Here is a 23,846-nt window from a genome sequence, read left to right as displayed (position 1 = left end):
CCGGGCCGGCCGACGCAGGAGACGGCCGGACCGGGCGGCCGTGGAGCTTCCGGTGCGTGGGGCGCCCGGCGCCCGGTGCCCGGCGCTCGTCGCTCGTCGCCGGGTCCGGGCAACGGTCCGGGCCGTCGTGAGCGGGCGTCAGCCAGTCCGGGGTGTCGGGTGCCGCGTCGGGGCGACCGGTGCCGTCATGTCCAGGAGGAGCAGGGCGTCGTGGTCGGGTGTGCCGGGCTCGGCGGTGTGGACGCCGATGCGCTGGCCGGGCGTGCCTTCCACGTGCAGGGACTGCGAGGTGAGGGTGACCGTCCCGACCCGGGGGGTGCCGGAAGGTCTTCTGGGCGGGCTTGCGGCCGGTCACACGGCAAGTCCGTGGCGCAGGTCGTGCTGCGCTGGCTGACCCGGCGCGGGTGTCGTCGCCATCCCCAAGTCGGTGCGCGCCGAGCGCATGGCCGAGAACTTCGACGTCTTCGACTTCCGGCTGACCGACGAGCAGATGGCCCTGATCGCCACCCTCGACACCGGCGGTTCCCCGTTCTTCGACCACCACGACCCCGAGATGGTCACCCGGCTCGCCGAGCGCCGTCTGGACGGCCGAGCCGCCCGCCCTGGGCGGGTGCGATCAGAGCGCTTCCCTGGAGGGCGTGACCTGCTCCCCCGACTTACGCACCACGGGCAGAACACTCCAGGGGAAGTTGATCCAGTCGTCGGTCCGCTTCCACACGTACTCGCACTTCACCAGCGACTGCGACTTCTCGTAGATGACGGCGCTGCGCACCTCGGCGACGGCGTCCAGGCAGAAGTCGCGGACGAGCTTGAGCGTCTTGCCCGTGTCGGCGACGTCGTCGGTGATCAGGACCTTCTTGTTGGAGAAGTCGATGACGTCGGGGACGGGCGCGAGCATGACGGGCATCTCGAGCGTGGTTCCCACCCCGGTGTAGAACTCGACGTTCACCAGGTGGAGGTTCTTGCAGTCGAGGGCGTAGGCGAGGCCGCCGGCGACGAACACACCGCCGCGGGCGATGCTCAGCACGACGTCGGGCACGTAACCGTCGTCGGCGATGGTCTGCGCGAGTTCACGGACGGCGGTGCCGAACTGCTCGTAGGTCAGGTTCTCCCGCGCCATGTCCGCGCCGCTCACACCTGGGTCCGGTGGAAGTTGAGGAAGGACCGGGAGGCCGTCGGCCCGCGCTGGCCCTGGTACCTGGACCCGTAGCGCTCGCTGCCGTACGGGGACTCGGCCGGTGAGCTGAGCCGGAACATGCACAGCTGGCCGATCTTCATACCGGGCCAGAGCTTGATCGGCAGGGTGGCGAGGTTGGACAGCTCGAGCGTCACATGACCGGAGAACCCGGGGTCGATGAACCCGGCGGTGGAATGGGTGACCAGCCCCAGTCGGCCGAGGGAACTCTTGCCCTCGAGCCGCGACGCGAGGTCGTCGGGGAGGGTGATGACCTCATAGGTGCTCGCGAGCACGAACTCCCCCGGGTGGAGGATGAACGGCTCGTCGCCCTCGGGCTCCACGAGCCGGGTCAGGTCGGCCTGCTCGACGGCGGGGTCGATGTGCGGGTACCGGTGGTTCTCGAACACCCGGAACAGCCGGTCGAGGCGTACGTCGATGCTCGAGGGCTGCACCATGGATTCGTCGTAGGGATCGATCCGTACTCGCCCGGCGTCGATCTCGGCCCGGATGTCCTTGTCTGAGAGAAGCACGCCCCGAGGATACGCAAAGCGCGCGGAGCGACCACCATCGGACGTCTCCGCGCGCCAGGCCGGCGGCCCTCCGGCTCCGCCGGCTCCTCTCGCCGCTACCGCTTCTCGAGCGTCACCGGTACGGCGCTCCGCAACCGGGTGCACCGGGGACACCGGACGAGCCGCCCGGGACCGAGCCGCTCGGCCTGCTGCATCGGGAACGAAGCGGTGCTGAACACGTGCCCATCGGCACAACGGACGACGGTGCGCTCCATCAAGTCCTAGAGTCCCTTCCCCAAGAGCCCTGTCCGGCTGCTGACCACCGGACAACGAAAGCCACATTACGGGACGAACGGGACGGCCCTCCAGGCGGCACTCCGACCCCGCCCGACCCCACTTCCACGAGCCCACCGTACGCCCCAACTCCGGCCCCTCGCACCCGGATCCCTCCCCCGAAACGCGCTCGGACCCCGGGGCTCCATCGCCCGGGGCCCGGCATGAGGTAGAGTGACGGAGCGTTCCGACACCGGTGCGAACCGGCGTCTTACGCGGGTGTAGTTTAATGGTAGAACATCAGCTTCCCAAGCTGAGAGCGCGAGTTCGATTCTCGTCACCCGCTCCATATGAAACCCCCAGGTCCGCGACCCCGGGGGTTTTTTGTTGTCTAGACCAGCGGCCAGGGCGCGCACCACATCCGCACCATATGGCTGTGGCTGGCTGCTCGTGGGCTTCTCGTTGTGGTGCGCGGGGTCGTGATCCTTGCCCTTGTGGTGCTTCGCCCGCTCGGCGCGGACCAGGTCGTCGAGGCCGGCCGCCAGGTCGCGCTGCCACTCCTCGTCGGAGTGCTGGTAGATCAGCGCGGCCTTCTCGGACGACTGCCCGGCCCGGACCATCGTGTCCTTGAGGGTCGCGCCCGACCGGGTCGAGAGCGTGTGTCCGGTGTGGCGAAGATCGTAGAAGCGGAAGCCGTCCGGGAGCCCCGCGGGTGGGGTGTCTCCGCCTTCCGGGCCGTCGATACGGTATGACCGCGTGGAAGTGCACGGCACCGCGCCTCTGGTAATCGGCGACCTTCACGAAGGAGACCCGTGCGTGGTCGCGGAAGGTGCGTTGGGTGAGGCCGGCGCGCTTGGCGTTCTCCCGGCGGAGGTAGATGGAGACTCGCGGCCGGCTCCCGCACACCTTCGCCCCGATCGATCCGCATCACGGCGTCCAAGGTGTCACGCGCCAACTCGAAGAGCCGATCCGTAGCTTGGAGCCCGCCTCGATCGACCTCCTGGACGTCCTCGCGCGAGGCGATGAGCCGACGCCACGAAGTCGACCTGGACGACGCCCTGCACCGCAACGAGCTGGCCCGCGCCATCCTCTCGACCACCACTCTGGACGAGGTCGAGGCACACAGCCGCTGGGTCTGCGGCTACTCGGAAATCGACTACGAGCGCAACAAGGCCGCACGGCTCAAGGACCAGCCAGCGGTGAAACCCGATCCTGAGACCGGGCTGCCGCAGCTCGACGAATTCGAGAACGAGGCTCGAAGCCGCGGAGTCACCCGCACGACGTTCCGCCATCTCACAGAGGTCCTGAACCTCAGCGGCCTCCTACACATACCCCAAGCATCGCGTACTCCGGGCCGGACGCGACGGCGAGAGGCGGCGACCGATGGAGTCACCAGGATCTTCACGTGGGAGGAAGGCGCACGCATCGAGGTCCGCAACCTGGGTGGTGAGATCGTCATAGAGGCAAACGCTGCCGGGGTGAAGACCCTGGCCGGCCACCTCCTCACGCTCGCCCGAGACGGCACACCGGACGGTGCTCATCTTCACTTGGAGCAGAACAACGGGCTCGAAGAGGGCTCCGTAGGCCTGGTCTTGGAGCGATGTGACGACGAATGACGCGTGCCAGCCCTACGGGCCGTGGCGTTCAAGGGACCCGGGAAGGCAAGGACAGTCGGGACGCCTTGGCGATCGTGGTTTTCGCACGAGGGCCGTGCGGATGACTCTGCTGCATCAGCATGTCCGGCGAGAGCCGCCGTCACGCGTCCGGGGGTGGGTTCGAACGCCGGATCACCAGGCCGACCACGGCCTGATCCGCCGGGGAATCGGTGTGGGTGCGTGGAGGTGGGCGCGGGGAGTTCCCGGTGGCCGTTTGTATGCTGCGGCACCACGCGTATCACAGGGGGAGAACGCAGATGTACACCACGCTCGCGAGCACCACGAACTACGGCATCCCGTTCCTGATCATCGCCGTTCCCTTCGGCATAGCGTCGCTCCTGTTCGTTCCCCAGCAGCTGCGGGACCGCCGGCTGAGGAAGAGCGGGGTGGAGACCCTGGCCGTCTGCACGGAGCGCATACGCCGCGGCGGTACGGCGGTGGAGAGACTGAACTGCTCGTTCCGGACGGCCGACGGCGAGGAGGTGTGGGCGCTCGTCACCGCCCCGAAGCCGCCTCCGTGGGAGGGCGAGGAGGTTCCCGTCGTCTTCGACGCGCGTAAGCCCTCGTCCGCTGAGAGCGCGTATTACCTGGCCTCCTTCGGATCCCGCGCGGGTCTCGTACTCCAGTTGTTCGTCGGTCTGCTGCTTGTGGCCGGGGCTGTGGCGGGGGCACTTTCCTGACGCGGCGCGGCATCATTCGGGGGTGATCACTATTCATCTGAAGTACGAGATCGACCCCGACAAGATCGAGGATTTCGAGGAGTACGGACGTCGCTGGGTCCGGCTCGTGAACCGTTTCGGCGGAACGCATCACGGCTACTTCCTGCCGAGTGAGGGCGACAGTGACATCGCCTACGCCCTCTTCTCCTTTCCCGGCCTGGCCGCGTACGAGCGGTACCGCACGGACAGCCTGTCGGACCCGGAGTGCCAGGAGGCCCTGCGGCTGGCGCGGGACACCCGCTGCATCAGGCGGTACGAGCGCCGCTTCCTCCGGCCGCTCGACGACGGGTCGTAGACGGCGGCCCGGCCCGCGAAGTCGCCTGTTCGGCAACGCGTCTGACGGGTCGTCGACATGGGAGCGGCTCGGAGGGGCACTCGCAGTGGTGAGTCAGGAGTGAGGAGCGCGGGGGCCGTCCGGTCCGCGCGCAATCGACAACCTGGAGTCTTCCATGACGAGTTATGGCGGCCCTTCCACCGCGTCCCCCCGATCACGTACCAACGGTCTGGCGATCGCGAGCCTTTGCTGCGGCATCGTCGGACTGTTCGTCCTGAACATCGTCCTGGGTCCGCTGGCCATCGTCTTCGGTGTCGTCTCCCGGCGGCAGGCGTCGGTCGCGAACGGCGCCGGGATGGCGAAGGCGGGCATCATCCTCGGCATCGTCGACGTGGTGCTCTGGGTCCTGCTCCTGATCCTCGCCGCCAGCAACGGCGGATTCAGCTGGTACGTGGGCGGCTGACGGTCGCGGCCGCGCCCCCGCGCGGCTCTTCGGTGGCGCGCCACCGAAGAGAAAAGTCCGATATATGTCATTTCTACGCATGTGTGGCGCTCAGCCGGATACCCGTGCGGAATGGCACGGACACTGAAGCCGCACAGGCGGCACGACGAGCACACGGTCGACCGCGACGGCGGGCCCCGGCAGGATCCGGCCGCCGTCGGTCCGGCCGAGCAGGTGGAGCGGCAGGCCCCTGACAAGCCCACGGACCTGCCCAAACGCTCCTGGAAAGCGGTGCTGAAAGGCACCCTGAAGGAGTTCAAGAAGGACGAGCTGGCCGACCGGGCGGCCGCGCTGACCTACTACTCGATCCTGGCCCTGTTCCCCGCGCTGCTGGCGCTGGTGTCGCTGCTGGGCATCGTCGGGCAGTCGGCCACCCAGACGGTCCTGGACAACATCCAGAAGCTCGCGCCGGGCCCGGCCCAGGACATCCTGCGCAACGCGGTGCAGCAGATGCAGGGCAAGGGCGGGGTCGGCTCGCTCATGGCGATCGTGGGTCTGGTGCTGGCGGTGTGGTCGGCTTCCGGTTACGTCGCCGCCTTCATCCGCAGCGCCAACGCGGTGTACGACATCCCCGAGGGCCGTCCGGTGTGGAAGGTGCTGCCGGTGCGGGTCGGGGTGACCGTGTTGCTGATGGTCATGGCGGTGATCAGCGCGCTGATCGTGGTGTTCACCGGCAGTCTGGCCCGGCAGGTCGGTACCACCCTCGGGGTCGGCGACACGGCGCTGACCGTGTGGTCGATCGCCAAGTGGCCGGTGCTGGTGGTACTGGTCACGGTGATGATCGCGGTCCTGTACTGGGCCACCCCGAACGCACGGGTGCGAGGCTTCCGCTGGGTCACGCCGGGCAGCTTCCTGGCCCTGGTGATCTGGTTGGCGGCGTCCGCCGGCTTCGCGCTGTACGTGGCGAACTTCGGCTCGTACAACAAGACCTACGGCACTCTCGCCGGCGTGATCATCTTCCTGGTGTGGCTGTGGATCACCAACCTGGCCATCCTGCTCGGCCTCGAGTTCGACGCGGAGATGGTCCGGCAGCGAGCGGTCGCCGGTGGCCATCCCGCCGACGAGGAGCCGTACGTCGAGCCGCGCGACACCCGGGCGTGGGACGAGGAGGACCACCGCCGCCTCGGGTCCTGACCCTCGCGGAGGCGACGCGCCGCCCGGGGCCCCGCTCAGGACGCCGTCCGCCGCGAGAGGTGCGGGGCGCGGGGGATGTCCGAGGACAGGGAGATGTCCGGGGACAGGGCGTGGAGGAAGTCCGGCGCGTCGAAGGCCGCGCCGGCGGAGGCGACACCGACCGTGCGGGTCCGGCCGGTGAGGACGCGGTGCACCGCCTCCACCGCGAGCGGCGCGCTGACGGCGTAGATGTCCCGGCCGCTCGCCAGGGCGCGCCGTTCCGTGCCACCGCAGCGCACGACGGCGTCGACGACGAAGGTCTGGTCGGAGCGCCCCTCGGCGTCGGTCGCGGTCGGCGCCGGGGTGTCCGGGGTCGCGAGATCGGTGGCCGCCGCGGTCGTCATATGGGTGCGCACGACGGGGATCGAGAGGTGGCTGGGGACGGTGACCACGTCGGCCATCGTGAACTCCCCGACGACCTCCCGGGTGCCCAGCGGCTCGGGGAACGGCCACTTCAGGAGCGTCGGCGGGTCGTCGTGGTACTCCAGCCGGCCGCCCGTCCAGCGGACGCGCCGGCCGCCGCGCCGCTCCCGCGAGACGGTACCGGCGGTGCGGGTCCCGGGGGTCGGGTGCCATCCGCTCAGTCCGTACGCGACGGTCGCCTCGTCGGCCGCCGTCCAGTCGCCCATCGCGGCGGTGACCAGCAGGTCGCCGAGACCGCCGTAGAAGGCCATCGCGGGGACGATCACCACTCCCGCCGCACGGGCGCGGTCCGCGAAGTGCGCGAACGTGTCGAGGTTGGCCTCGATCTCGGCCGCCACGTCGACGTACGGGATCCCGGCCCGCAGGGCCGCCTCGATCAGCGGCGCGGCGGTCGTGGCGAAGGGCCCGGCGCAGTTGATCACGGCGTCCACACCGGTCAGCGCGCGGTCGAGCGAGGCGGCGTCGTCGACCGACGCGGGCCGGATCTCGGGCCCGGGTGCGGGGGCGGAGGCGGAAGCGGAGGCGGGTTCGGGTGCGCGTTCGGGTGCGGGTGCGGGTTCGGGTGCGCGTCCGGGTGCGGGTGTGTCCGCGACCGCCACCGCCACCGCTGCCGCCGCTGACGCTGTTGCCGCCGCTCCCACCGCCCCGGCCGCCGACACCCCTGCCGCCGCCGCCCGCAGTTTCCCGGCGTCGCGGCCGGAGAGGACCGGGACGAATCCGCGGTCCAGCAGCCGGGCCACCACGAAGCGTCCGGTGTGGCCGTACGCGCCGTACACCAGCACCGTCCGCCCCGCCCCCGACCCCGACCCTGCGCCTGCCCCAGCCCCAGCCCCAGCCCCAGCCCCGGTCGACCCTGCCCCCGTTGCCGTTCCCATGGTGTCCCCCGTCCTCGAACGCTCCGCGCGAGCCGCGTGATCCGTCGTGAACATCCTGGCGAGGGCGGGGCGCTCCGGGGGAGTGTCCGGAACGACATGCCCCGTACACTTTCGGACATGGCTACCGTCGCGCTCGCCGTCACCGACGGCATGCTGCACTTCGAACTGTCCATGGCGTACGAGGTGTTCGGCTCCGCTCCGGTCGGCGTGACCGTCCCCTGGTACGACGTCGAGGTGTGCGGGTCGGGCGCCGTGCGGGTCGGTCGGTTCCGGCTGGAGCCCGACCACGGGCTCGACCGTCTCGGCCGCCTCGGGCCCGCCGACACCGTGATCGTCCCCGGTTGGGCGGACGTCGACGAGGAGCCGCCCGCCGGACTCGTCGAGGTGGTGCGCGCGGCCCACGAGGCGGGAGCGCGGGTGGCTTCCCTGTGCACGGGCGCGTTCGTGCTGGCCGCCGCCGGACTGCTGGACGGCAGGCGCGCCACCACGCACTGGGCGCACACCGAGGTCCTGGCCGCCCGCCATCCGCGGCTGGAGGTCGATCCGGACGTGCTCTACGTGGACAACGGCAGCGTGCTCACCTCCGCCGGGAAGGCCGCCGCGATGGATCTGTGCCTGCATCTCGTCCGGCTCGACCACGGCTCGTCCGTCGCCAACGCCGTCGCCCGCCGGCTGGTGGTGCCACCGCACCGGGCGGGCGGCCAGGCCCAGTTCGTCGCCGCGCCGGTGCCCGACCGGGACGACCATCCGCTCGCCTCGCTGTTGCCCTGGGCGATCGAACGCCTCGACCGGCCGCTCGGCGTGGAGGACCTGGCCCGCCGGGCGGGGATGAGCTCGCGCCAGCTGGGCCGCCACTTCAGGACGGTGACCGGCACCACCCCGCTGCAATGGCTGCTGACCCAACGGATCCGCCGCGCCCAGGAGTTGCTGGAGACCACCGACGACGTCGTCGACGTCATCGCGACGGCCACCGGCATGGGCACCGCCACGACGCTGCGCCGGCACTTCAACCGCACGGTGGGCGTGCCTCCCGACACCTACCGCCGCACCTTCCGCTCCGGGCCCGACGCGGAACGGACAAGCGGACCGCACAGGCGGACCGGATAGCCGGACCGGACAGGCGGACCGCACCGGCGGACCGCACCGGCGGACCGGGCCCGGCCGCGTCACCGGCAGGACCGCGGTAGGCGGGTCGTCGCGGCGATCGCGGAGGGCTCGGTGAAGATCGACCCACCGGTGTCCGGGCGCGCGCGGGAACATCTCGCGGCCCCACCGGCCGACGCCTAGCCTGCCGTCAGGGACCGCCGGCGAACGGAAGGACCATCTGTGAGGGACCATCTGTGAAGGACCAGCACCGCAGCCGCACGCTCCGCTCCCGGTGGGGCGCCGTCCCCGGGGTCCGGGCGGTGGCGTCCTACCGGCGCGAGTGGCTGGTCAAGGACCTGGTCGCGGGAGTCGTCCTGACCACGCTGCTGGTGCCGCAGGGCATGGCGTACGCCGAGCTGGCGGGGCTGCCGGCCATCACCGGTCTGTACACGTCGATCCTCTGTCTGCTCGGCTACGCGGTGTGCGGACCGTCCCGGGTCCTGGTGCTGGGCCCGGACTCCTCGCTGGGGCCGATGATCGCCGCCACCGTGCTGCCCCTGGTGGCGGCGGACGGCGATCCCGACCGGGCGGTCGCGCTGGCGTCGGTGCTCGCGCTGATGGTGGCGGCCATCATGATCCTGGCGTCGGTGGCGAAGCTCGGTTTCATCGCCGACCTGATCTCCAAACCGACGATGATCGGCTATATGAACGGCCTGGCCCTGACCATCCTCATCGGTCAGCTGCCCAAGCTGCTCGGCTTCAAGGTCGACGCGGACAACCTGATCGGGGAGTGCGCGGGTCTCGTACGCGGGCTCGCGGAGGGGGCGGCGGTGCCGGCCGCCGCCGCGGTCGGCGGCTGCGCGATCGTCCTGGTCCTGGTGCTCCAGCGCTTCGCGCCGAAGGTCCCCGCGGTGCTGGTGATGGTGGTCCTGGCCATCGCCGCGACCACCGTCCTCGACCTCGGCGAGCACGGCGTCAGCCTGGTCGGCGAACTGCCCGAGGGCTTCCCCCCGTTCACGGTCCCCGACGTCCGGCTCGCCGACCTGGCGCCGCTGTTCGGCGGGGCTCTGGGCATCGCCCTGGTGTCCCTGGCCGACACGATCTCCAACGCGTCGGCCTTCGCGGCCCGCTCCGGACAGGAGGTCCGCGGCAACCAGGAGATGACCGGCGTCGGGGTAGCGAACCTGGCGGCCGGTCTCTTCCAGGGATTCCCGGTCAGCGCGAGCGGATCACGTACGGCGGTGGCGGAACGCGCGGGGGCCAGGAGCCAGCTCACCGGGGTCGTCGGCGCGGCGCTGATCGTCCTCATGCTCGTGCTGGTCCCGGGCCTGTTCCGCAACCTCCCCCAGCCCGCCCTGGCGGCCGTGGTCATCACCGCGTCGCTGTCGCTGGCCGACATTCCGGGGGCGGTGCGGCTGTGGCGGCAGCGCCGGACGGAGTTCACGCTGTGCCTCGCGGCCTTCCTCGGCGTGGCCCTCCTCGGCGTGCTGCCCGGGATCGCCATCGCCGTGGCGCTGTCCGTCCTCAACGTGTTCCGGCGCGCCTGGTGGCCTTACAACACCGTGCTGGGGCGGGTGCGGGGCCTGGAGGGCTACCACGACGTCCGCTCCTACCCGGCGGCCGGGCGGCTGCCGGGGCTGGTGATCTACCGGTTCGACGCCCCGCTCATCTTCGCCAACGCCAAGACCTTCCGGGACGAGGTCGCACGGCTGGCGGGCGCGGACCCGCGGCCGAGCTGGATCGTGATCGCGGCGGAGCCCATGACCGACGTGGACACCACCGCCGCGGACGTCCTGACGGAACTCGACGAGAGCCTCAACGCCCACGACGTGCACCTCGTGTTCGCCGAGCTCAAGGATCCCGTGCGGCGCAAGATCGAGCAGTACGGGCTCACCCGCACCATCGACCCCCGGCACTTCTTCCCCACCGTGGAGGCCGCCGTCGCCGCCTTCCGGCTGCGCACCGGGGCGGAGTGGGTGCCCGGCCCCGACGCGCCCGCGACCCCGCCCGCCGACGAGGACCGTCGTTAGGCCCCCGGGCCACCGGGTACTCGGCAGCCCGTCGGCCCGTTCCGGCCACCGCGCCCACCCCTCTCGCCTGCTTCACCACTTCACCTGCTGCACCTGCCGCACCCGCCCGCCGTGATCCATCTGATCCACCTGACCATCTGATCCACCTGATTCATCTGGGAGAGAAGATGCCCGACTTCGGATACTTCCTGTCGTGCGAGGAGCACAGCCCGGCCGAACTCGTCGACCAGGCCCGGATGGCCGAGCAGGCCGGCTTCGACTCCCTCTGGATCTCGGACCACTACCACCCGTGGAACGACCGTCAGGGCTCGAGTCCGTTCGTATGGACGGTGATCGGCGCCCTGTCCCAGGCCGTCTCGCTGCCCGTCGAGACGGCGGTGACCTGCCCCCTGGTCCGCACCCATCCGGCCGTGATCGCCCAGGCGGCCGCCACCAGCGCGGCCCAGCTGGGCGGCCGTTTCCGGCTGGGGGTCGGTACCGGCGAGGCGCTCAACGAACACATCCTTGGCACCCCCTGGCCGGAGGCGTCGGTGCGCCTGGAGATGCTGGAGGAGGCGCTCCAGATCATCCGCCGGCTGTTCACCGGCGAACAGACGAGCCACCACGGCAAGCACTACACGGTGGAGAACGCCCGTCTGTACACCCTGCCCGACGAGCCGGTGCCCATCGACGTCTCCGCCTTCGGCCCGCAGGCCGCCGAGCTCGCGGCGCGCGTCGGCGACGGCCTGATCACGATGATGCGGGACACCGCCCTGATCGAGCGCTTCCGTCGCGGTGGCGGCGGCACCAAGCCGGTGTACGGCGGAATGAAGGTGTGCTGGGGCCCGGACCGCGGGGAGGCGCTGCGCACGGCGCACCACCTGTGGGCCAACGAGCAACTGCCCGGGGAACTCCCGCAGATCCTGCCCACCCCGCGCCATTTCGAACAGGCGTCCGAGCTGGTGACCGAGGAGCGGGTCGCGGACTCCGTACCGTGCGGCGACGATCCCGACGCGCACATCGAGGCACTGTCCGCGTTCGTCGACGCGGGATTCGACACCGTCTACGTCAACCAGATCGGCAAGGACCAGCAGGGCTTCTTCGACTTCTACCGGACGAAGGTCCTGCCGGCACTGCGCGGCGCCTGACGGGCGAGCGAGGCTGCCGGCCGGGCGCGGCCGCCCTCGGTCCGCGGAGCCGCCCTCCGCCGGGCGGGGCCGTCCGCCGGGCGGGGCCGTCCGCCGGGCGGGGCGCCCTCAGTTCAGGCCGCCCTGTGCGCAGACCCGGCGGGCGACCTCGTGGAGCTTGACGTTGTGCTCCTGCGAGAAGCGGCGCAGGACGTCGAACGCCTGGTCCTCGGTGAGCCGGTGGCCGCCCATGAGGATGCCCATGGCCTCGCCGATCACATGCCGGGTGGCGACCGCCGCCTCCAGCTGGGCGTGCGTGCGGGCGCTGGAGAAGGCGACCGCGGCGTGCGAGGCCAGCAGCCAGCCCGCCGTCTCGTCGGCCTCGGTGAAGGCGCCCGGCCTGCGCGAATAGAGGTTCAGCGCACCGAGATCCGCGTCGTCGGTGAACAGCAGGAAGCCCATCATGCTGCCCACCCCCAGGGCGCGGGCCCGTGGCGCGTAGGCGGGCCAGCGCGGCTCCTCGTGGGTGAAGTCGGCGATGCGGAACACCCGTTCGCCCCGCGCGGTGCGTGCCGAGTCGAAGCAGGGCCCCTCACCCATCCGCTCCTGGAGCCGGTCGCTGTCGACGACGAGCCGGTCGGTCGCGGCCACCGTCTCCACCTTCGTGCCGCGCAGGGTCAGGATGCCGGCCTCGTCGCAGCCCTCCACCAGCTCGGTGGCCGAGACGGCGATCCGGTCCAGCGTGGCCCCGACCGAGTCCTGCGCGAGAAGGTCCCGGGCCATCGACGCCAGCTGCCGCGCGAACCGCTCCCAGTCCATCCGTCCTCCACCTCTCCCGGCCGCTGTCACCACCGGTCGCCACCCTGCCACGCGGGCGTCGGCGGCCCGCGCAGACGGCACGGCCCGGCGAGGCGGGCCGGGCCGGGTCAGTCCCGGACGAGCTGGTGGGCCAGCCGGTGCGCCTGGGCCAGCAGCGTCCCGTACGTCACCAGCGCGTCCGGGTCGTCGGGCACCGCTCCCGGCAGCCGCCTGCGGAACTCGTCGAGGGTGCGGTGAAGCTCGGCGACCGCCTCGCGCAACCGCTCGTCGGCAGGGTCGTCGGGGCCGTCGGGGGCGAACCGGGTCCGCCCGTACAGCCGGACGGCGCGGGCCGTGTGACGCAGGAAGTCCGCGTAGGCCCCGGTGATCCGCTCGGGCGGCCGGGCGTCCTCAGTGCTCTCCGCGATCTCCCACACCGTCCGGGTCACCTCGACGGTGTGGACGGCGACGTGGTCGAGTACGACCAGCGCGTCGCCGAACGCCTTGCCTTCCGGGGAAAGGGCCCGGGTACGGCGGCCCCGCGGATTGCCGCGCATGCTCTCCCGGCTCCAGCCGATCGCCGACCGTGCCTGGTCGACCAGCCGGCCGAGGCGCAGCGCCCGCTCGTGCCGGCTCCCGGCCGCCTGTCCGTCCCACGTGCCGTCGTCCAGGCCGTCGGCCACCGCGTCCAGGATCTCCTGTGCCTCTCGGGCCGCGTCCTCCAGCGCGGCACGGGCGTCACGCAGGTACACCGGCGGCCGGATCAGCACGTTGACCGCCACCCCGACCACCGCGCCGAAGACCGCCTCCGCGATACGGGCGCCCGACGAGGCGACACTCACCTGGCCGCCGGTCAGCACGAAGAGCGCGCCGGTGGCGGCGTACACGCCCTGGCTGCCCAGGCGCTGCCACTGCCCCAGCAGCAGCACCGCCGGAAGGACCAGGGCCATGGCGGCCATCGTGCTGCCCAGCAGCAGCGCCCCGGCCGTCGCCACCGCCGTACCCACCGCGATCGCCGCGAGCTGCTGGAGCCCGTGCGCGACGGACCGGTACACCGTCGATTCCACCAGCACGACCGCGACCCACGGCGCCACGAACGCCATCGGGGCGTCGAGCCACCAGCCCACGACCGCCCAGGCCAGCCAGGCGGCCAGCGCCGCCTTGCCCGCTTGCACCGCCAGGTCCCGTTCCCGGCCGGGGCCCGCCCCCGCCCGCCGCACCGCGGCCACGGCGGATCCGGTCCAGCGCCGCGCCGACCAGGTCGCCCTCTGCGTCCACTCCATGGCCGACGAGTGCCACACCAGGCACGAGACGCACCCGTGCATCGCGATCCCGTTCGTCGAAAAACAACAAATGAGGGCGTATCGCGGCGTATCACTCCGCCCGGCGGGCACTCGGCCGCCATGAACGCCGAGACAGGAACCCAGGGCTCCTACTGGCTCGAGAGCGCGCCGCCCGGCGCCCCTGCTCCCCCGCCGTCCGGCGACCTCAGCGTCGACGTCGCCGTGATCGGCGCAGGCGTCGCCGGCCTCAGCACGGCCTGGGAGCTGGTGCGGCAGGGCCGCGAGGTGGTGGTCCTGGAGGCCGGCCGGATCGCCGCCGGGGTCACCGGCCACACCACGGCCAAGCTGACCGCCCAGCACACCCTGATCTACGACCGTCTGCGGCGTACCCGGGGCCCCGAGGGCGCCGCCCTGTACGCGCGCTCGCAGACCGAGGCGATCCGGCACGCCGCCGGGATCGTCGAGGAACTCGGCATCGACTGCGCGTGGGAGGAGGCGGCCGCCTTCACCTACGCCGAGGACCAGCGGCACGTCGCGGAGTTGCGGGCGGAGGCCGAGGCCGCGCGCGAGGCGGGGCTGCCCGCCGAGTTCGTGACCGCGACCGAGCTGCCCTTCGCGGTCTCCGGCGCGGTCCGGGTGAGCGGACAGGCCCAGTTCCACCCCCGCAAGTACCTGCTGGCGCTCACCGACGACCTGCTCCGGCGGGGCGGCACGGTGTACGAGGGGACGCGGGTCGTCGGCCTCACGGAGGGCGAGCCCTGCGTCCTGCGCACCGACGCCGGGGTGTCGGTCCGCGCCCGGGAGGTCGTGATCGCCACGCACTACCCCGTGTTCGACCGGGCCCTGCTCTTCACCCGGCTCAGCGCCCGCCGTGAACTCGTCGTCGCCGCGGCCATCGACGCGGACCGCGCGCCGCGCGACATGTACATCACCCCGGAACGGGCCACCCGCTCCGTGCGCACCGCCCCGTACCGCGACGGCGAACGCCTGCTGATCGTCACCGGGGAGCACTTCACCCCCGGCACCGCCGACACCGAGGAGCGGTTCGCGCGGCTGACCGCCTGGGCCGCCGACCGGTTCGCCGGTCTCACCTTCACCCACCGCTGGGCCACCCAGGACCTCGACCCCACCGACTCCGTGCCCCTGGTCGGACCGTTCCACCCCGGCAGCCGGCACACCTATGTGGCCACCGGCTTCGGCGGCTGGGGAATGAGCGGCGGGATCATGGCGGGGCGTCTGCTCGCTGACCTGATCAACGGCCGCGAGGTCGAGTGGAGCGGTCTCTACGATCCGCGCCGCCTGGCCTCCGTGGTCCGCGAGGGCAGCACCTTCCTGAAGCACCAGGCGCAGGTGGCCCGGCATTTCGTGGGCGACCGGCTGCCGGCCGTGACGGCCCCCGCGCCGGACGACATCCCCCGGGGCCACGGCGCCGTGCTGCGCCTGGGCGGGCGGCAGTACGCCGTCCACCGGGACGAGAACGGCTCGCTCCACTCGGTGTCGGCGCGCTGCACCCACCTCGGCTGCATCGTGGCCTTCAACCAGGGCGAGCAGGCCTGGGAGTGTCCGTGCCACGGCTCCCGCTTCGCCCCGGACGGACAGATCCTGCAAGGCCCGGCGGTCCACCCGCTGGAGAAGCGGGACCTTCCGGAGTAGGGGGCGCCGGTATTCCGGAGTAGGGGGCGCCGGTATTTCGTCCGCCGCACACGTGAGCGGCGCGCCCGGCCCTGTGGGGGTCGGGCGCGCCGCCTGTCGTGCGCCGGTGTGCCGGGTCAGGTCTTCATCGGCTCACCGGGTCCGGGGTGGTCAGTGGCCGTGGCCGTGGCCGCCGTGGCCGTGGCCGCCGTGGTGACGGTTGCGGCCCCAGGACTCGTCGTCGACGAAGCGGCCGCGGTCGTTGCGCAGGGTGGCGGTGTCGGAGCGGTTGTCCCAGATCTCCCGGTTGCGGTCCTGGAAGAGGTCGCGGCGGGTGTCGCGGCCCTCGCCGGTGTGGATCCGGACGGTGGCGCGGCCCTCGAGGCGGTAGTGGTGGAAGGTGTAGGTGCGGCCGTCCTCGTTCTCGAGGGTCCAGCCGTCGAGGTTGATCGTGTGGCGCGTGGTGTTGGTGAGTTCCACCCACTCCCTGTTCAGCGAGCTCCGGGAGCGGTCGTCACGCCCCGGGGCGTCGTACTGGACGGCGCTGATCCGCACCTCGGGGCGGTTGGGACGGGCGTGGTCGGACGCGGAGGCCGGCAGTGCCATCGCGCCGACCACGGCGCCGGCCGTGAGAGCGGCGGCGGTCAGACGGCGGGCGGTGACAGAAGCGGAAGTGGACAAAGAGTTCCCCTGGGATGTGCGGGCACCTTCCCACGGCGGCCCTGGTGGACGCCGTGGGGGTCGGTGCGATGTGCGGGTGCGGTCGGCTGGCCGCACACACACTCTGTCCACGGGGTGCGGGAGATGGGTAGGAAACGTGGCGTGTGTTACGTGTTGTCCATATCTCTGTGACTCTCGACTGCAACGTCCATTTAAGTGAACGTGTACTGAAGTTGACGCCCCGTCGGTCTCCGACCCCTTGGGGGAGTTGGCCTGTGGCCCCCGGACGCCAGGTCACGCCACCCCACCGGGCGACCGGCCGTCACCCGAAAGTGAGTAACGGTCGCCCTCAGTGCGCACGGATGGCGTCGGCCGGTGCGGTGCGCAGGGCCTGCCGGGTGGGGATCTCGATGGTGAGGAAAGCCGTGACGGTGACCGTCAGCGCGAGGCCCGGCAGCAGCCAGACGGGGCCGGCCGGCCAGGGACGGCCGAGGAAGCCCTGGCCCAGGAGGGCGAGCGGGAGCGCGGACAGCAGCAGGGCGGTGACGAGCGCGGTGGCGGCGGTCACCGCGGCCTCGCGGCGCATCATCGAACGGATCTGACGGGGTGTGGTGCCGTTCAGCCGGAGGGCGCCCAGCTCCACCCGGCGCTGCGCGGTGGCCGCGACGAGCTTGTTGGCGATGCTGAGCAGCAGGTAGACGAGCAGGACCACGATGGTGACCAGGTTGATCCACACCTCGGGCGGCGCGTCCTTCAGACCGCCGGTGGAGGGCAGGTCCGCGGGCTGGAGCAGCAGGCCGGGGTGGGACGCCGCGAGCGCGCCGAGGCTGCGCCGGGCCGTCTCCGTGCCGTCCGTACGGATCAGGAGGGACTGGTCGAGCGCCGTCGTGGTGTGTCCGGCGGCCAGGTCGTGGGAGAGCACCACCGCGCCGAAGCCGAGGCCCCGGTCGTAGACGGCGACGACCTCCGCGTCGACACGCGTGCCGTCGCCGAGGACCAGGTCGATCCGGCGGCCCACCGTCGCGTCCCGGGTGCGGGCGGCCTCGCTGCTGACGGCGACGGTGGCACCGCGCAGGCGGTCCAGGCCGCCGTCCCGTACGTCGAGGTCGAGGACGGCGGAGGCGTCCGGGGTGAGGATCGTCGCGGGACCCGACTCGGTCACCGTGTCGCCGAACTGCGGGTACTGCCACACCACGGTGGTGGCGCCGACCGGGGCCGCGGCCCGTACGCCGGTCGTGTCCCGCACGGCGGCGAGCGTGCCGGTGGGCAGTCCGCCCAGGCCCGGAGCGGTCAGCCGCTGCTGGGCGAGGGTGCCGCTGCGGGTGTCGGCGGCGGTGGCGGCCAGCACGGTGGTCTGGGTGAGGGTGTACGTCAGCACGAACACGACCGCCATGGCGAGGGTGCTGACGATCCCCGCGTTGCGCAGGGCGTAGGCGCGGAGGTTGGCCATCGCCAGCCAGGTGGGGGCGGAGGCGCCCGCTCCGGCCGCCCGGGCCGCGGCGCCGCCGACGCGCCGGACGAGCGCCGGTCCGGCCAGCGCCAGGCCGATCGCGCCGAGGATGCCCGAGATGGACGTGGCCGTCGCTCCGATGACCGTGCGGGAGAGGAGCGGCAGTGCCGACAGGGCGGTCGCGGCGACGATGACGATCACACCGGCGCGCGTCCGGGCCCGCGAGGGGTCGCGGGGCTCGCTGCGCGACTCCGCGACCGCCTCGGTGGCCGGCATCCGCGAGGTGCGCCAGGCCGAGCAGCGGGCCGACACCTGGACCGCCAGGACCAGCAGGACGACCGCCGCGAGGGCGGGCAACGGGCTGTACGTCAAGGGGAGTTCGGACGGTACGACCGCACGGTCCGCGAGCAGCCGCCGGAACTGCCCGGCGAGCAGGTAGCCGAGTCCCACGCCGGGCACCAGGGCCAGGGCCGCGACGGCGGTGGACTGGGCGGCGGCCAGTCGGCGGATCTGCTTCGGGGTCGCGCCGACGGCCCGCATCAGCGCCAGGTCGCGGCGCTGCCCGGCGATCGACACGGCCAGCGCGCTCGCCATCACGAAGCCGGTGATCAGCAGGACGATCCCGGAGAGCGAACCCGCGAGGAGGACCAGGAGCGAGCGGGACGCGCCGGCGCCGGGCTGCGCCGTGTCGCCCCGGTCGGCTCCGGTGACGGTCAGCAGACCGGTGCCCTTCAGCCTCGTCCGGACCTCGGCGGCGACGCGCCGCTCGGCGCCGGGCTCGGTGCGCAGGCCCACCAGGTCGACCCGGTCCGCGCGGCCGGTCAGACGCGCGGCCGTCGCGTCGGCGAGGAAGAGGCCCGTGTCGGGCGTGTCGACGACCGCCGAGACGCGGTAGCCGGCGGCGGGCCTCCCGGCGACGACGACCCGCACCCGGTCGCCCGCCCCGATGCCCGCCGCGGCGGCGGTGGCGCGGTCCACGGCGATCTCACCGGAACCGGTCGGCCCCGCGCCGTCGAGGTGCGCGTCCGCCCGCGGCTCCGCCAGCCTCACCGAGGACCAGCCGTGCCCGGCCGTCTGCGGGTCCCCGGCCGGTACGACCTGTCCGCGGGCGTCGAGCAGCGCCGCGGGGAAGCTGAGGTCGCCGACCGCCGCGGTGACACCGGGCAGCCCGGCCAGCTCGCCGACCAGCCGGGACGGGACCCCGCGGCGCTCGGGGAGCGCGAGCGGCAGCTCACCGGCCGCGCGGAACTCCTGGTCGGCGGCGACCACGACGTCCGCGCCGTCGAGCCGGCCGGCCGGCAGCCGGGAGCTGAGGCCGGACTCGGCCAGTACACCGGTGGCGGTGATCAGCGCCGCGCCGCCGAGGACCGCGCAGGCCACGGCGATCAGTGCGGTGATCCGGTGCCCGGCCATCCGTATCGCGAGACGGAACATGACTCAGATCTCTCCCAACGCGACGAGACGGCTTGCCAGTTCGGGCGCGGTCGGCGCGTCGAGCGCCTCGACCACCCGGCCGTCGGCCATCACCAGGACATGGTGGGCGCGGGCCGCGGCCGCCGGATCGTGGGTGACCATCACCACCGTCTGACGCAGATCGGCGACGAGGTCGCGCAGCAGGTCCAGGACCTCGTGGGCGCTGCGCAGATCGAGCGCGCCGGTCGGTTCGTCGGCGAACACGACGGCCGGTCGTGCCACCAACGCCCGCACCACGGCAGCGCGTTGCTGCTGGCCGCCGGAGAGTTCGGCGGGACGGTGGGTCAGCCGGTCGGCGAGTCCGACCCGTTCCACCAGCGTCCGCAGCCAGTCGCGGTCGGGGGTGCGTCCCGCGAGCCGCAGCGGCAGCGTGATGTTGTCCTCGATGCTGAGCGAGGGGATGAGGTTGTACGCCTGGAACACGAAGCCGACGCGCTCGCGGCGCAGTTCGGTGCGCCGGGTCTCGTTCAGGCCGGCGATCTCGTGGCCGTCGATACGGACGCTGCCCGAGGTCGGGGAGTCCAGCCCGGCGGCACAGTGCATGAGCGTGCTCTTGCCGGAGCCCGACGGCCCCATCACGGCGAGGAAGGTGCCGCGCTCCACGGTCAACGACACGTCGTCGAGGGCCCGTACGCCGCCCGGGTATGCCTTGCTGACGCCGGTCAGGGCGATGGCGGGGGCGCCGACGGCGGTGCGGGTGGCGTTCATCGCCGGCCCCGCAGGTTCCGTACGACGAGGGTGCCCGCGCACAGCACGGTGACCGCGCCGCACACCAGGTGCACCCAGGTGTCGGCGCCGCCGAAGGAGGCCGCCATGTTGGCGAGCGCGCTGGTCACCACCACCATCCAGAGCAGGGTGCGGGCGATGTCCCCGGAGCTGAGCCGGTCTGCGGGGTCGGGGTTCGTCGTGTGCGGCATGGGGGCTGCTCCCGGTCGTGTGGGGGTCGTCCTGCGGGGGCCGTGTGCCGTTCCCGCTGTCGTCCACGACGCTAGGGACCGGCGCGCTCCGGGGCGATCCCGCAGTCCGCCCGGTCCGGGGTACAGCAGGCTGTACTCCCGCGTCCGGCGGCCACGGAGAACTGGCCCACGGCATAGGGTCGTTCGCATGACGGGAAGCGCGAGCGGGACAGCGGCGGGCGGCGCGGGGGCGGGCGGCGCGGGGGCGGGCGGCGCGGGGGCGGTTCCGCGCGAAGGCCTCAAGGACATCGCCCTGCGGACCCTGAGCGCCGCCGGCGAGGCGATCGCCCAACTCGCCTCCGGTCTCCGCACGGCGCTGCTCGCCCTGTTCCTCCTGCTGTGGCTGGCCGTCGCCGCCGTGACGAGCGTCGTGGGAGCCGGGCTGCTCATGGCGCCCCCGCTCCTGCGCGCCCTGCACGCTCTGGCCGGCCGGGAACGCGGCAGGCTGGCCCGCCGGGGTCCCGAGGTCGCCGCCCCGGAGCCCCCGCCCACGCGGCTGCGGGCCGCCCTGGTCGACCCCACGACCCGGCGCGAACTGACCTGGCTGGTCGGGCATTCCACCCTGGGGGCGTTGCTCGGGCTGCTCGGCGTCCTGCTGCCGGTCCTCGCCGTGCGGGACACCGCCTTCCCGCTGTACTGGACGCTCATGCCCGAGGGCGCGACCGCCACCTCCGTGGGCATGGGCAACGCCCGGACCTGGCCGGACGCCCTGGCCGTGAGCCTGCTGGGCGTGGGCTGGATCGCCATCGTCCTGGGACTGGGTCCTGGCATGGCCCGGCTCCAGTCGGGTCCCGGGCGGCGGCTCCTGTCGGCCGGTCCCGATGCCGATCTCTCCCTGCGCGTCGCGGAGTTGACCGCCACCCGGGCCGCCGCCCTCGACGCCCACGCCACCGAACTGCGCCGCATCGAACGTTCCCTGCACGACGGCGCCCAGAACCGGCTGGTCTCGGTCACCGTGCTGGTCGGGGCCGCCCGCCGCATGGTGTCCCGTGACCCGGCCGGCGCCGAAGAGCTCCTGGAGCGCGCCCAGTCCGCGGCCGAACAGGCGCTGGCCGAGCTGCGCACGGTCGCCCGCGGCATCCTGCCGCCGGTGCTGGCCGACCGGGGACTGACGGGCGCCCTCTCCGGTCTCGCCGCGGACTGCGCGGTGCCCTGCCGGATCGACGTGGACGTGCCCGAACGCTGCGCCGCCTCCGTCGAGGCGACCGCCTACTTCGTCCTCGCCGAGGCCCTGACCAACATCGCCAAGCACAGCGGGGCCGCACACGCCACCGTCACGGCTCGCGGCCGGGGCGGCCGCCTGCTGCTCCGCGTCGAGGACGACGGCCGCGGCGGCGCCGACATGGACGGCGGGTCCGGGCTCACCGGCATCCGCCGCCGGGTCGCGGCGCACGACGGCGACGTCTCCCTGACCAGCCCGCCCGGTGGCCCGACCGTCCTGGACGTGGACCTGCCCTGCGGGTCCTGAACTGCGGAACCGGACCGGTGGAACAAGACCTGTGGGAACCAGACCTGCGGAGCATGAGATGTGGAGCATGAGATGCGGATCGTGATCGCCGAGGACGACCCGTTGCTGCGCGAGGGGCTCGCCCTGCTGCTGCGCGCCGAGTCACTCGACGTGGTGGCCACCGCGGGCACGGCCGGTGAGGCGCTGGACGCCATCGACGCGCACGAGCCGGACGTCGCCATCCTCGACGTCCGGATGCCGCCGACCCACACCGACGAGGGGATCGTCGCGGCGGTCGAGGCCCGGCGCCGGCGGCCCGGCCTTGCCGTGCTCGTGCTGTCCGCGTACGTCGAGCAGAGCTTCGCCACCGAGCTGCTCGGCGGCGGTGTGCGGGGCCTCGGCTACCTGCTCAAGGAACGCGTGGGCCGGGTGGAGGAGTTCCTGGACGCGCTGCGCCGGGTCGCGGCGGGCGGCACCGCCATCGACCCCGAGGTCGTCGCCCAGCTGTTCACCCGCTCGCGCCAGGACACCCGGCTGGAGCGGCTCAGCCCCCGCGAGCGGGAGGTGCTCGCCCTGATGGCCGAGGGGCTCGGCAACGCGGCCGTCGCCGAACGGCTCGTCGTCACCGACGGCGCCGTCCACAAGCACATCCGCAGCATCTTCGCCAAGCTGGACCTGTCGCCGACGGACCGGGTGGACCGGCGGGTCGCGGCCGTCCTGCGCTATCTGGACGCGGTCGGCGCGGGCGGTCGGCCGTCGGGCACACCGCGGGGGGACACGGCCCGGCGGCGGACGGTCTAGAGGTAGTCCTCCAGGCGCGCGACCGTGAACCCCTGTTCCTGGATGTGCCGCAGCAGGTTCGCCGTCATCTCGGTCATGGTCGTGCCCTTGAGCTCGGACGGCCCGCGGAAGTGGGCGAGAACGATGTCGCCCGGGTGGAGCTTCCTGTCGCCGCGCTGGTACTGCATGTTCTTGATCTGCATGGACTCGCGCCACAGGACGATGGCCTCGACACCGCAGGACGCGGCGGCGGCCCGGGTGTCCTCGTTCCAGTTGCCGTAGGGCGGCCGGAACAGCCTCGGCGCGGTGCCGTATCGATTCTTCAACCTGGTCTGCTGGCCGCAGATCTCCTGCTGCTGCGCGGCCGCGCCCAGGGTGCGCAGGTTCGGGTGGGTCAGGGTGTGGTTCTGGACGCCGCCGCCGAGGGCCTGGAGCCCACCGAAGTAGTCGTAGTCGGCGCTGATGGCGGAGTCCGTCAGGAACATCGTGAAGGGGATCTTCAGCTCCCGCATCATCGTGACGAACTCGGGGTCCTTCTCGGCACCGTCGTCGAGGGTGAGAAAGACGATCTTCTCCTGGGTGGGTATCTCACTGATCACCGGCACCCGGCCGTCGGCGGCCGGCAGCCCGACCGGCTTGGCGGCGGGCGGGGCGGGCGCCGCGGCCAGCGGGTCGAGGCCCCACTCGGCATACGCCGCCTCGACCTCCGCCCGCGCTCGCGCCCCGCCGCCGGGCGACCCGGTGGGCGCCGCGGAGCGGGAGGGTGCGGCGGGGCGGCCGGAATCCGCCGGGGGCTCGGCCGCGCAGCCCGTCGCGGCGCCGCCCGTCAGGAGAAGGACGCAGGCCAGCGCCGCCCCTGAGATCCGCCTGTCCATCGTGTGCACCCCATGTCGTCCGTACGCCTCGACCCCGTCCACTGCTTGATGTCGAACGGACGTCCGAGGTTCCGCGCCGGAGCGCACCGGGTGCCGGGTCTCCCCGGCGCGGGCGGGCACGGGCGGGCACGGGATGATGGCCGGTATGCGTATCCGCATCGACGCCGTCGACCTGCCCGGCCTCACCCGACCGGCCTCCGCCGACGGCAGGGTCCCCGCCTACGGCAACCTGCACGTCGCCGTGCAGCGCCGGGACCGTCCTGCCGAGCTGCTCGAGCCGCAGCCCGGCGACGCGCCGTCCGCGACCTGGACCCTGGACTGCACCACGAGCGCCTCGCCGACCGGGACCGAGGTCAGGGGGCCCTACGTCCAGGACCGTCTGGGCCGGCGCTTCGTCTACCTGTCGTGGGGCACGGTCGACGAGTCGGGCGTCTTCTCGATGTTCCGCCGCGCCAAGCTCATGCTCGACGCCGTCCCCGCCGACGTGCTCGCCGCCGCCGCACGGGACGGACTGCTGGTCGGACGCCTCGGCCTCACCGACGAGCAGGGCGGCCCCCTCTGCGCGCGCGTGGAGCCCCCGCGCATCACCTGGACCGCCGAACGCGCCGACTAGAGCGGCTTGGCTACGCTTGACGTATGCACCTACTGCGGGGCAATGGCGGACAAATGCCCTGAGGGACCGACGAGGGG

At 72.7% G+C, this 23,846-nt stretch carries 22 protein-coding genes, 1 tRNA gene and 5 pseudogenes; 15 read left to right on the top strand and 13 right to left on the bottom strand.

Going from position 1 to position 23,846, the window contains the following annotated elements; all coding sequences use genetic code 11:
• Nucleotides 1-138: 138 nt before the first annotated feature.
• Nucleotides 139-355: pseudogene (locus AOQ37_RS38740) on the bottom strand (MmyB family transcriptional regulator); the annotation flags it as partial.
• Here AOQ37_RS38740 and AOQ37_RS41310 point away from each other — a divergent pair.
• Nucleotides 349-586, top strand: a pseudogene (locus AOQ37_RS41310) (aldo/keto reductase); the annotation flags it as partial. The pseudogenes AOQ37_RS38740 and AOQ37_RS41310 sit on opposite strands and share 7 nt — an antisense overlap.
• Nucleotides 587-616: 30 nt before the next feature.
• Here the strand turns inward: AOQ37_RS41310 and AOQ37_RS15305 are convergent.
• Together AOQ37_RS15305 and dcd are read right to left on the bottom strand one after the other, a co-directional pair.
• Nucleotides 617-1,120 carry a phosphoribosyltransferase gene (locus AOQ37_RS15305; protein WP_062645152.1) on the bottom strand — a complete coding sequence of 168 codons (504 nt, stop codon included), beginning with the start codon at nucleotides 1,118-1,120 and terminating at the stop codon, nucleotides 617-619.
• 11 nt (nucleotides 1,121-1,131) lie between these two features.
• Nucleotides 1,132-1,707: a dCTP deaminase gene (gene dcd / locus AOQ37_RS15300; protein WP_062645026.1), complete on the bottom strand. Its 576-nt coding sequence runs from the start codon at nucleotides 1,705-1,707 to the stop codon at nucleotides 1,132-1,134.
• A 527-nt stretch (nucleotides 1,708-2,234) separates the two neighbouring features.
• On the opposite strand from dcd, the gene AOQ37_RS15295 reads away from it, so the two are divergent.
• A tRNA-Gly gene (locus tag AOQ37_RS15295) sits at nucleotides 2,235-2,308 on the top strand.
• A gap of 139 nt (nucleotides 2,309-2,447) precedes the next feature.
• Here the strand turns inward: AOQ37_RS15295 and AOQ37_RS41305 are convergent.
• Both AOQ37_RS41305 and AOQ37_RS41300 read right to left on the bottom strand, forming a co-directional pair.
• Nucleotides 2,448-2,666, bottom strand: a pseudogene (locus AOQ37_RS41305) (tyrosine-type recombinase/integrase); the annotation flags it as partial.
• Nucleotides 2,665-2,865, bottom strand: a pseudogene (locus AOQ37_RS41300) (replication initiator); the annotation flags it as partial. The pseudogenes AOQ37_RS41300 and AOQ37_RS41305, both read right to left, overlap by 2 nt.
• Here AOQ37_RS41300 and AOQ37_RS38725 point away from each other — a divergent pair.
• The 6 genes and pseudogenes from AOQ37_RS38725 to AOQ37_RS15270 form a co-directional block, all read left to right on the top strand.
• Nucleotides 2,855-3,278, top strand: a pseudogene (locus AOQ37_RS38725) (hypothetical protein); the annotation flags it as partial. The pseudogenes AOQ37_RS41300 and AOQ37_RS38725 overlap by 11 nt on opposite strands.
• Nucleotides 3,264-3,575, top strand: coding sequence for an Imm32 family immunity protein (locus AOQ37_RS42275; protein WP_445407263.1), 312 nt, complete (start codon nucleotides 3,264-3,266; stop codon nucleotides 3,573-3,575). The pseudogene AOQ37_RS38725 and the gene AOQ37_RS42275, both read left to right, overlap by 15 nt.
• A 296-nt stretch (nucleotides 3,576-3,871) precedes the next feature.
• Entirely contained in the window at nucleotides 3,872-4,294 is a 423-nt protein-coding gene (locus tag AOQ37_RS15285; protein ID WP_159401345.1) for a hypothetical protein, read from the top strand.
• Nucleotides 4,295-4,316: 22 nt separating this feature from the next.
• Nucleotides 4,317-4,628, top strand: coding sequence for an NIPSNAP family protein (locus AOQ37_RS15280; protein ID WP_062645024.1), 312 nt, complete (start codon nucleotides 4,317-4,319; stop codon nucleotides 4,626-4,628).
• A gap of 154 nt (nucleotides 4,629-4,782) precedes the next feature.
• Nucleotides 4,783-5,070: a DUF4190 domain-containing protein gene (locus AOQ37_RS15275; RefSeq protein ID WP_062645023.1), complete on the top strand. Its 288-nt coding sequence runs from the start codon at nucleotides 4,783-4,785 to the stop codon at nucleotides 5,068-5,070.
• A 111-nt stretch (nucleotides 5,071-5,181) separates the two neighbouring features.
• A complete protein-coding gene (locus AOQ37_RS15270) occupies nucleotides 5,182-6,243 on the top strand; it encodes a YihY/virulence factor BrkB family protein (protein WP_062645022.1) in 1,062 nt (353 codons plus the stop codon).
• 35 nt (nucleotides 6,244-6,278) lie between these two features.
• Here AOQ37_RS15270 and AOQ37_RS15265 read toward each other — a convergent pair whose 3' ends face one another.
• Nucleotides 6,279-7,481, bottom strand: coding sequence for a saccharopine dehydrogenase NADP-binding domain-containing protein (locus AOQ37_RS15265; protein WP_062645021.1), 1,203 nt, complete (start codon nucleotides 7,479-7,481; stop codon nucleotides 6,279-6,281).
• A 216-nt stretch (nucleotides 7,482-7,697) separates the two neighbouring features.
• Here AOQ37_RS15265 and AOQ37_RS15260 point away from each other — a divergent pair, with 216 nt between their 5' ends.
• The 3 genes from AOQ37_RS15260 (at nucleotide 7,698) to AOQ37_RS15250 (ending at nucleotide 11,823) form a co-directional block, all read left to right on the top strand.
• The gene (locus AOQ37_RS15260) at nucleotides 7,698-8,687 is read left to right on the top strand and encodes a helix-turn-helix domain-containing protein (RefSeq protein WP_062645020.1); all 990 of its coding nucleotides are present in this window, start codon (nucleotides 7,698-7,700) and stop codon (nucleotides 8,685-8,687) included.
• Between the two features lie 233 nt (nucleotides 8,688-8,920).
• Nucleotides 8,921-10,696: a SulP family inorganic anion transporter gene (locus AOQ37_RS15255; protein ID WP_062645019.1), complete on the top strand. Its 1,776-nt coding sequence runs from the start codon at nucleotides 8,921-8,923 to the stop codon at nucleotides 10,694-10,696.
• A 167-nt stretch (nucleotides 10,697-10,863) separates the two neighbouring features.
• Nucleotides 10,864-11,823 (top strand): LLM class F420-dependent oxidoreductase, encoded by a 960-nt coding sequence (locus tag AOQ37_RS15250; protein WP_062645018.1) that lies wholly within the window; start codon nucleotides 10,864-10,866, stop codon nucleotides 11,821-11,823.
• A gap of 108 nt (nucleotides 11,824-11,931) precedes the next feature.
• Here AOQ37_RS15250 and AOQ37_RS15245 read toward each other — a convergent pair whose 3' ends face one another.
• Together AOQ37_RS15245 and AOQ37_RS15240 are read right to left on the bottom strand one after the other, a co-directional pair.
• On the bottom strand, nucleotides 11,932-12,621 hold the full coding sequence (locus AOQ37_RS15245) for a GAF and ANTAR domain-containing protein (protein WP_062645017.1): 690 nt from the start codon (nucleotides 12,619-12,621) through the stop codon (nucleotides 11,932-11,934).
• Between the two features lie 107 nt (nucleotides 12,622-12,728).
• A complete protein-coding gene (locus AOQ37_RS15240; RefSeq protein ID WP_062645150.1) occupies nucleotides 12,729-13,883 on the bottom strand; it encodes an aromatic acid exporter family protein in 1,155 nt (384 codons plus the stop codon).
• A gap of 120 nt (nucleotides 13,884-14,003) precedes the next feature.
• Between AOQ37_RS15240 and AOQ37_RS15235 the strand changes: the two genes are divergently transcribed.
• Nucleotides 14,004-15,536 carry an FAD-dependent oxidoreductase gene (locus AOQ37_RS15235; protein WP_062645016.1) on the top strand — a complete coding sequence of 511 codons (1,533 nt, stop codon included), beginning with the start codon at nucleotides 14,004-14,006 and terminating at the stop codon, nucleotides 15,534-15,536.
• Nucleotides 15,537-15,686: 150 nt separating this feature from the next.
• Here AOQ37_RS15235 and AOQ37_RS15230 read toward each other — a convergent pair whose 3' ends face one another.
• The 4 genes from AOQ37_RS15230 to AOQ37_RS15215 all read right to left on the bottom strand — a co-directional run bounded on the left by AOQ37_RS15230 (nucleotide 15,687) and on the right by AOQ37_RS15215 (nucleotide 20,015).
• Nucleotides 15,687-16,196: a lamin tail domain-containing protein gene (locus AOQ37_RS15230; RefSeq protein WP_062645015.1), complete on the bottom strand. Its 510-nt coding sequence runs from the start codon at nucleotides 16,194-16,196 to the stop codon at nucleotides 15,687-15,689.
• A 328-nt stretch (nucleotides 16,197-16,524) separates the two neighbouring features.
• The gene (locus AOQ37_RS15225; RefSeq protein WP_062645014.1) at nucleotides 16,525-19,059 is read right to left on the bottom strand and encodes an FtsX-like permease family protein; all 2,535 of its coding nucleotides are present in this window, start codon (nucleotides 19,057-19,059) and stop codon (nucleotides 16,525-16,527) included.
• 3 nt (nucleotides 19,060-19,062) lie between these two features.
• Complete coding sequence (locus AOQ37_RS15220) at nucleotides 19,063-19,806, bottom strand: ABC transporter ATP-binding protein (RefSeq protein ID WP_062645013.1); 744 nt, start codon at nucleotides 19,804-19,806, stop codon at nucleotides 19,063-19,065.
• A complete protein-coding gene (locus AOQ37_RS15215; protein ID WP_062645012.1) occupies nucleotides 19,803-20,015 on the bottom strand; it encodes a hypothetical protein in 213 nt (70 codons plus the stop codon). Before AOQ37_RS15215 ends, AOQ37_RS15220 begins: the two co-directional genes overlap by 4 nt.
• Nucleotides 20,016-20,202: 187 nt before the next feature.
• Between AOQ37_RS15215 and AOQ37_RS15210 the strand changes: the two genes are divergently transcribed.
• Both AOQ37_RS15210 and AOQ37_RS15205 read left to right on the top strand, forming a co-directional pair.
• Nucleotides 20,203-21,522, top strand: a complete 1,320-nt coding sequence (locus AOQ37_RS15210; RefSeq protein ID WP_234436908.1) for a sensor histidine kinase — start codon at nucleotides 20,203-20,205, stop codon at nucleotides 21,520-21,522.
• A 72-nt stretch (nucleotides 21,523-21,594) separates the two neighbouring features.
• Nucleotides 21,595-22,302 (top strand): response regulator transcription factor, encoded by a 708-nt coding sequence (locus AOQ37_RS15205; protein WP_062645011.1) that lies wholly within the window; start codon nucleotides 21,595-21,597, stop codon nucleotides 22,300-22,302.
• Here AOQ37_RS15205 and AOQ37_RS15200 read toward each other — a convergent pair.
• Entirely contained in the window at nucleotides 22,299-23,156 is an 858-nt protein-coding gene (locus tag AOQ37_RS15200; protein WP_062645148.1) for a polysaccharide deacetylase family protein, read from the bottom strand. The genes AOQ37_RS15205 and AOQ37_RS15200 overlap by 4 nt on opposite strands.
• Before the next feature lie 145 nt (nucleotides 23,157-23,301).
• On the opposite strand from AOQ37_RS15200, the gene AOQ37_RS15195 reads away from it, so the two are divergent.
• Nucleotides 23,302-23,769, top strand: a complete 468-nt coding sequence (locus AOQ37_RS15195; RefSeq protein ID WP_234436907.1) for a DUF5990 family protein — start codon at nucleotides 23,302-23,304, stop codon at nucleotides 23,767-23,769.
• Nucleotides 23,770-23,846: the final 77 nt, after the last annotated feature.

Source organism: Streptomyces maremycinicus (genome assembly GCF_001184025.1).
Taxonomy (GTDB): Bacteria; Actinomycetota; Actinomycetes; order Streptomycetales; family Streptomycetaceae; genus Streptomyces; species Streptomyces maremycinicus.
This window is presented reverse-complemented; position numbering and strand designations above follow the sequence as displayed.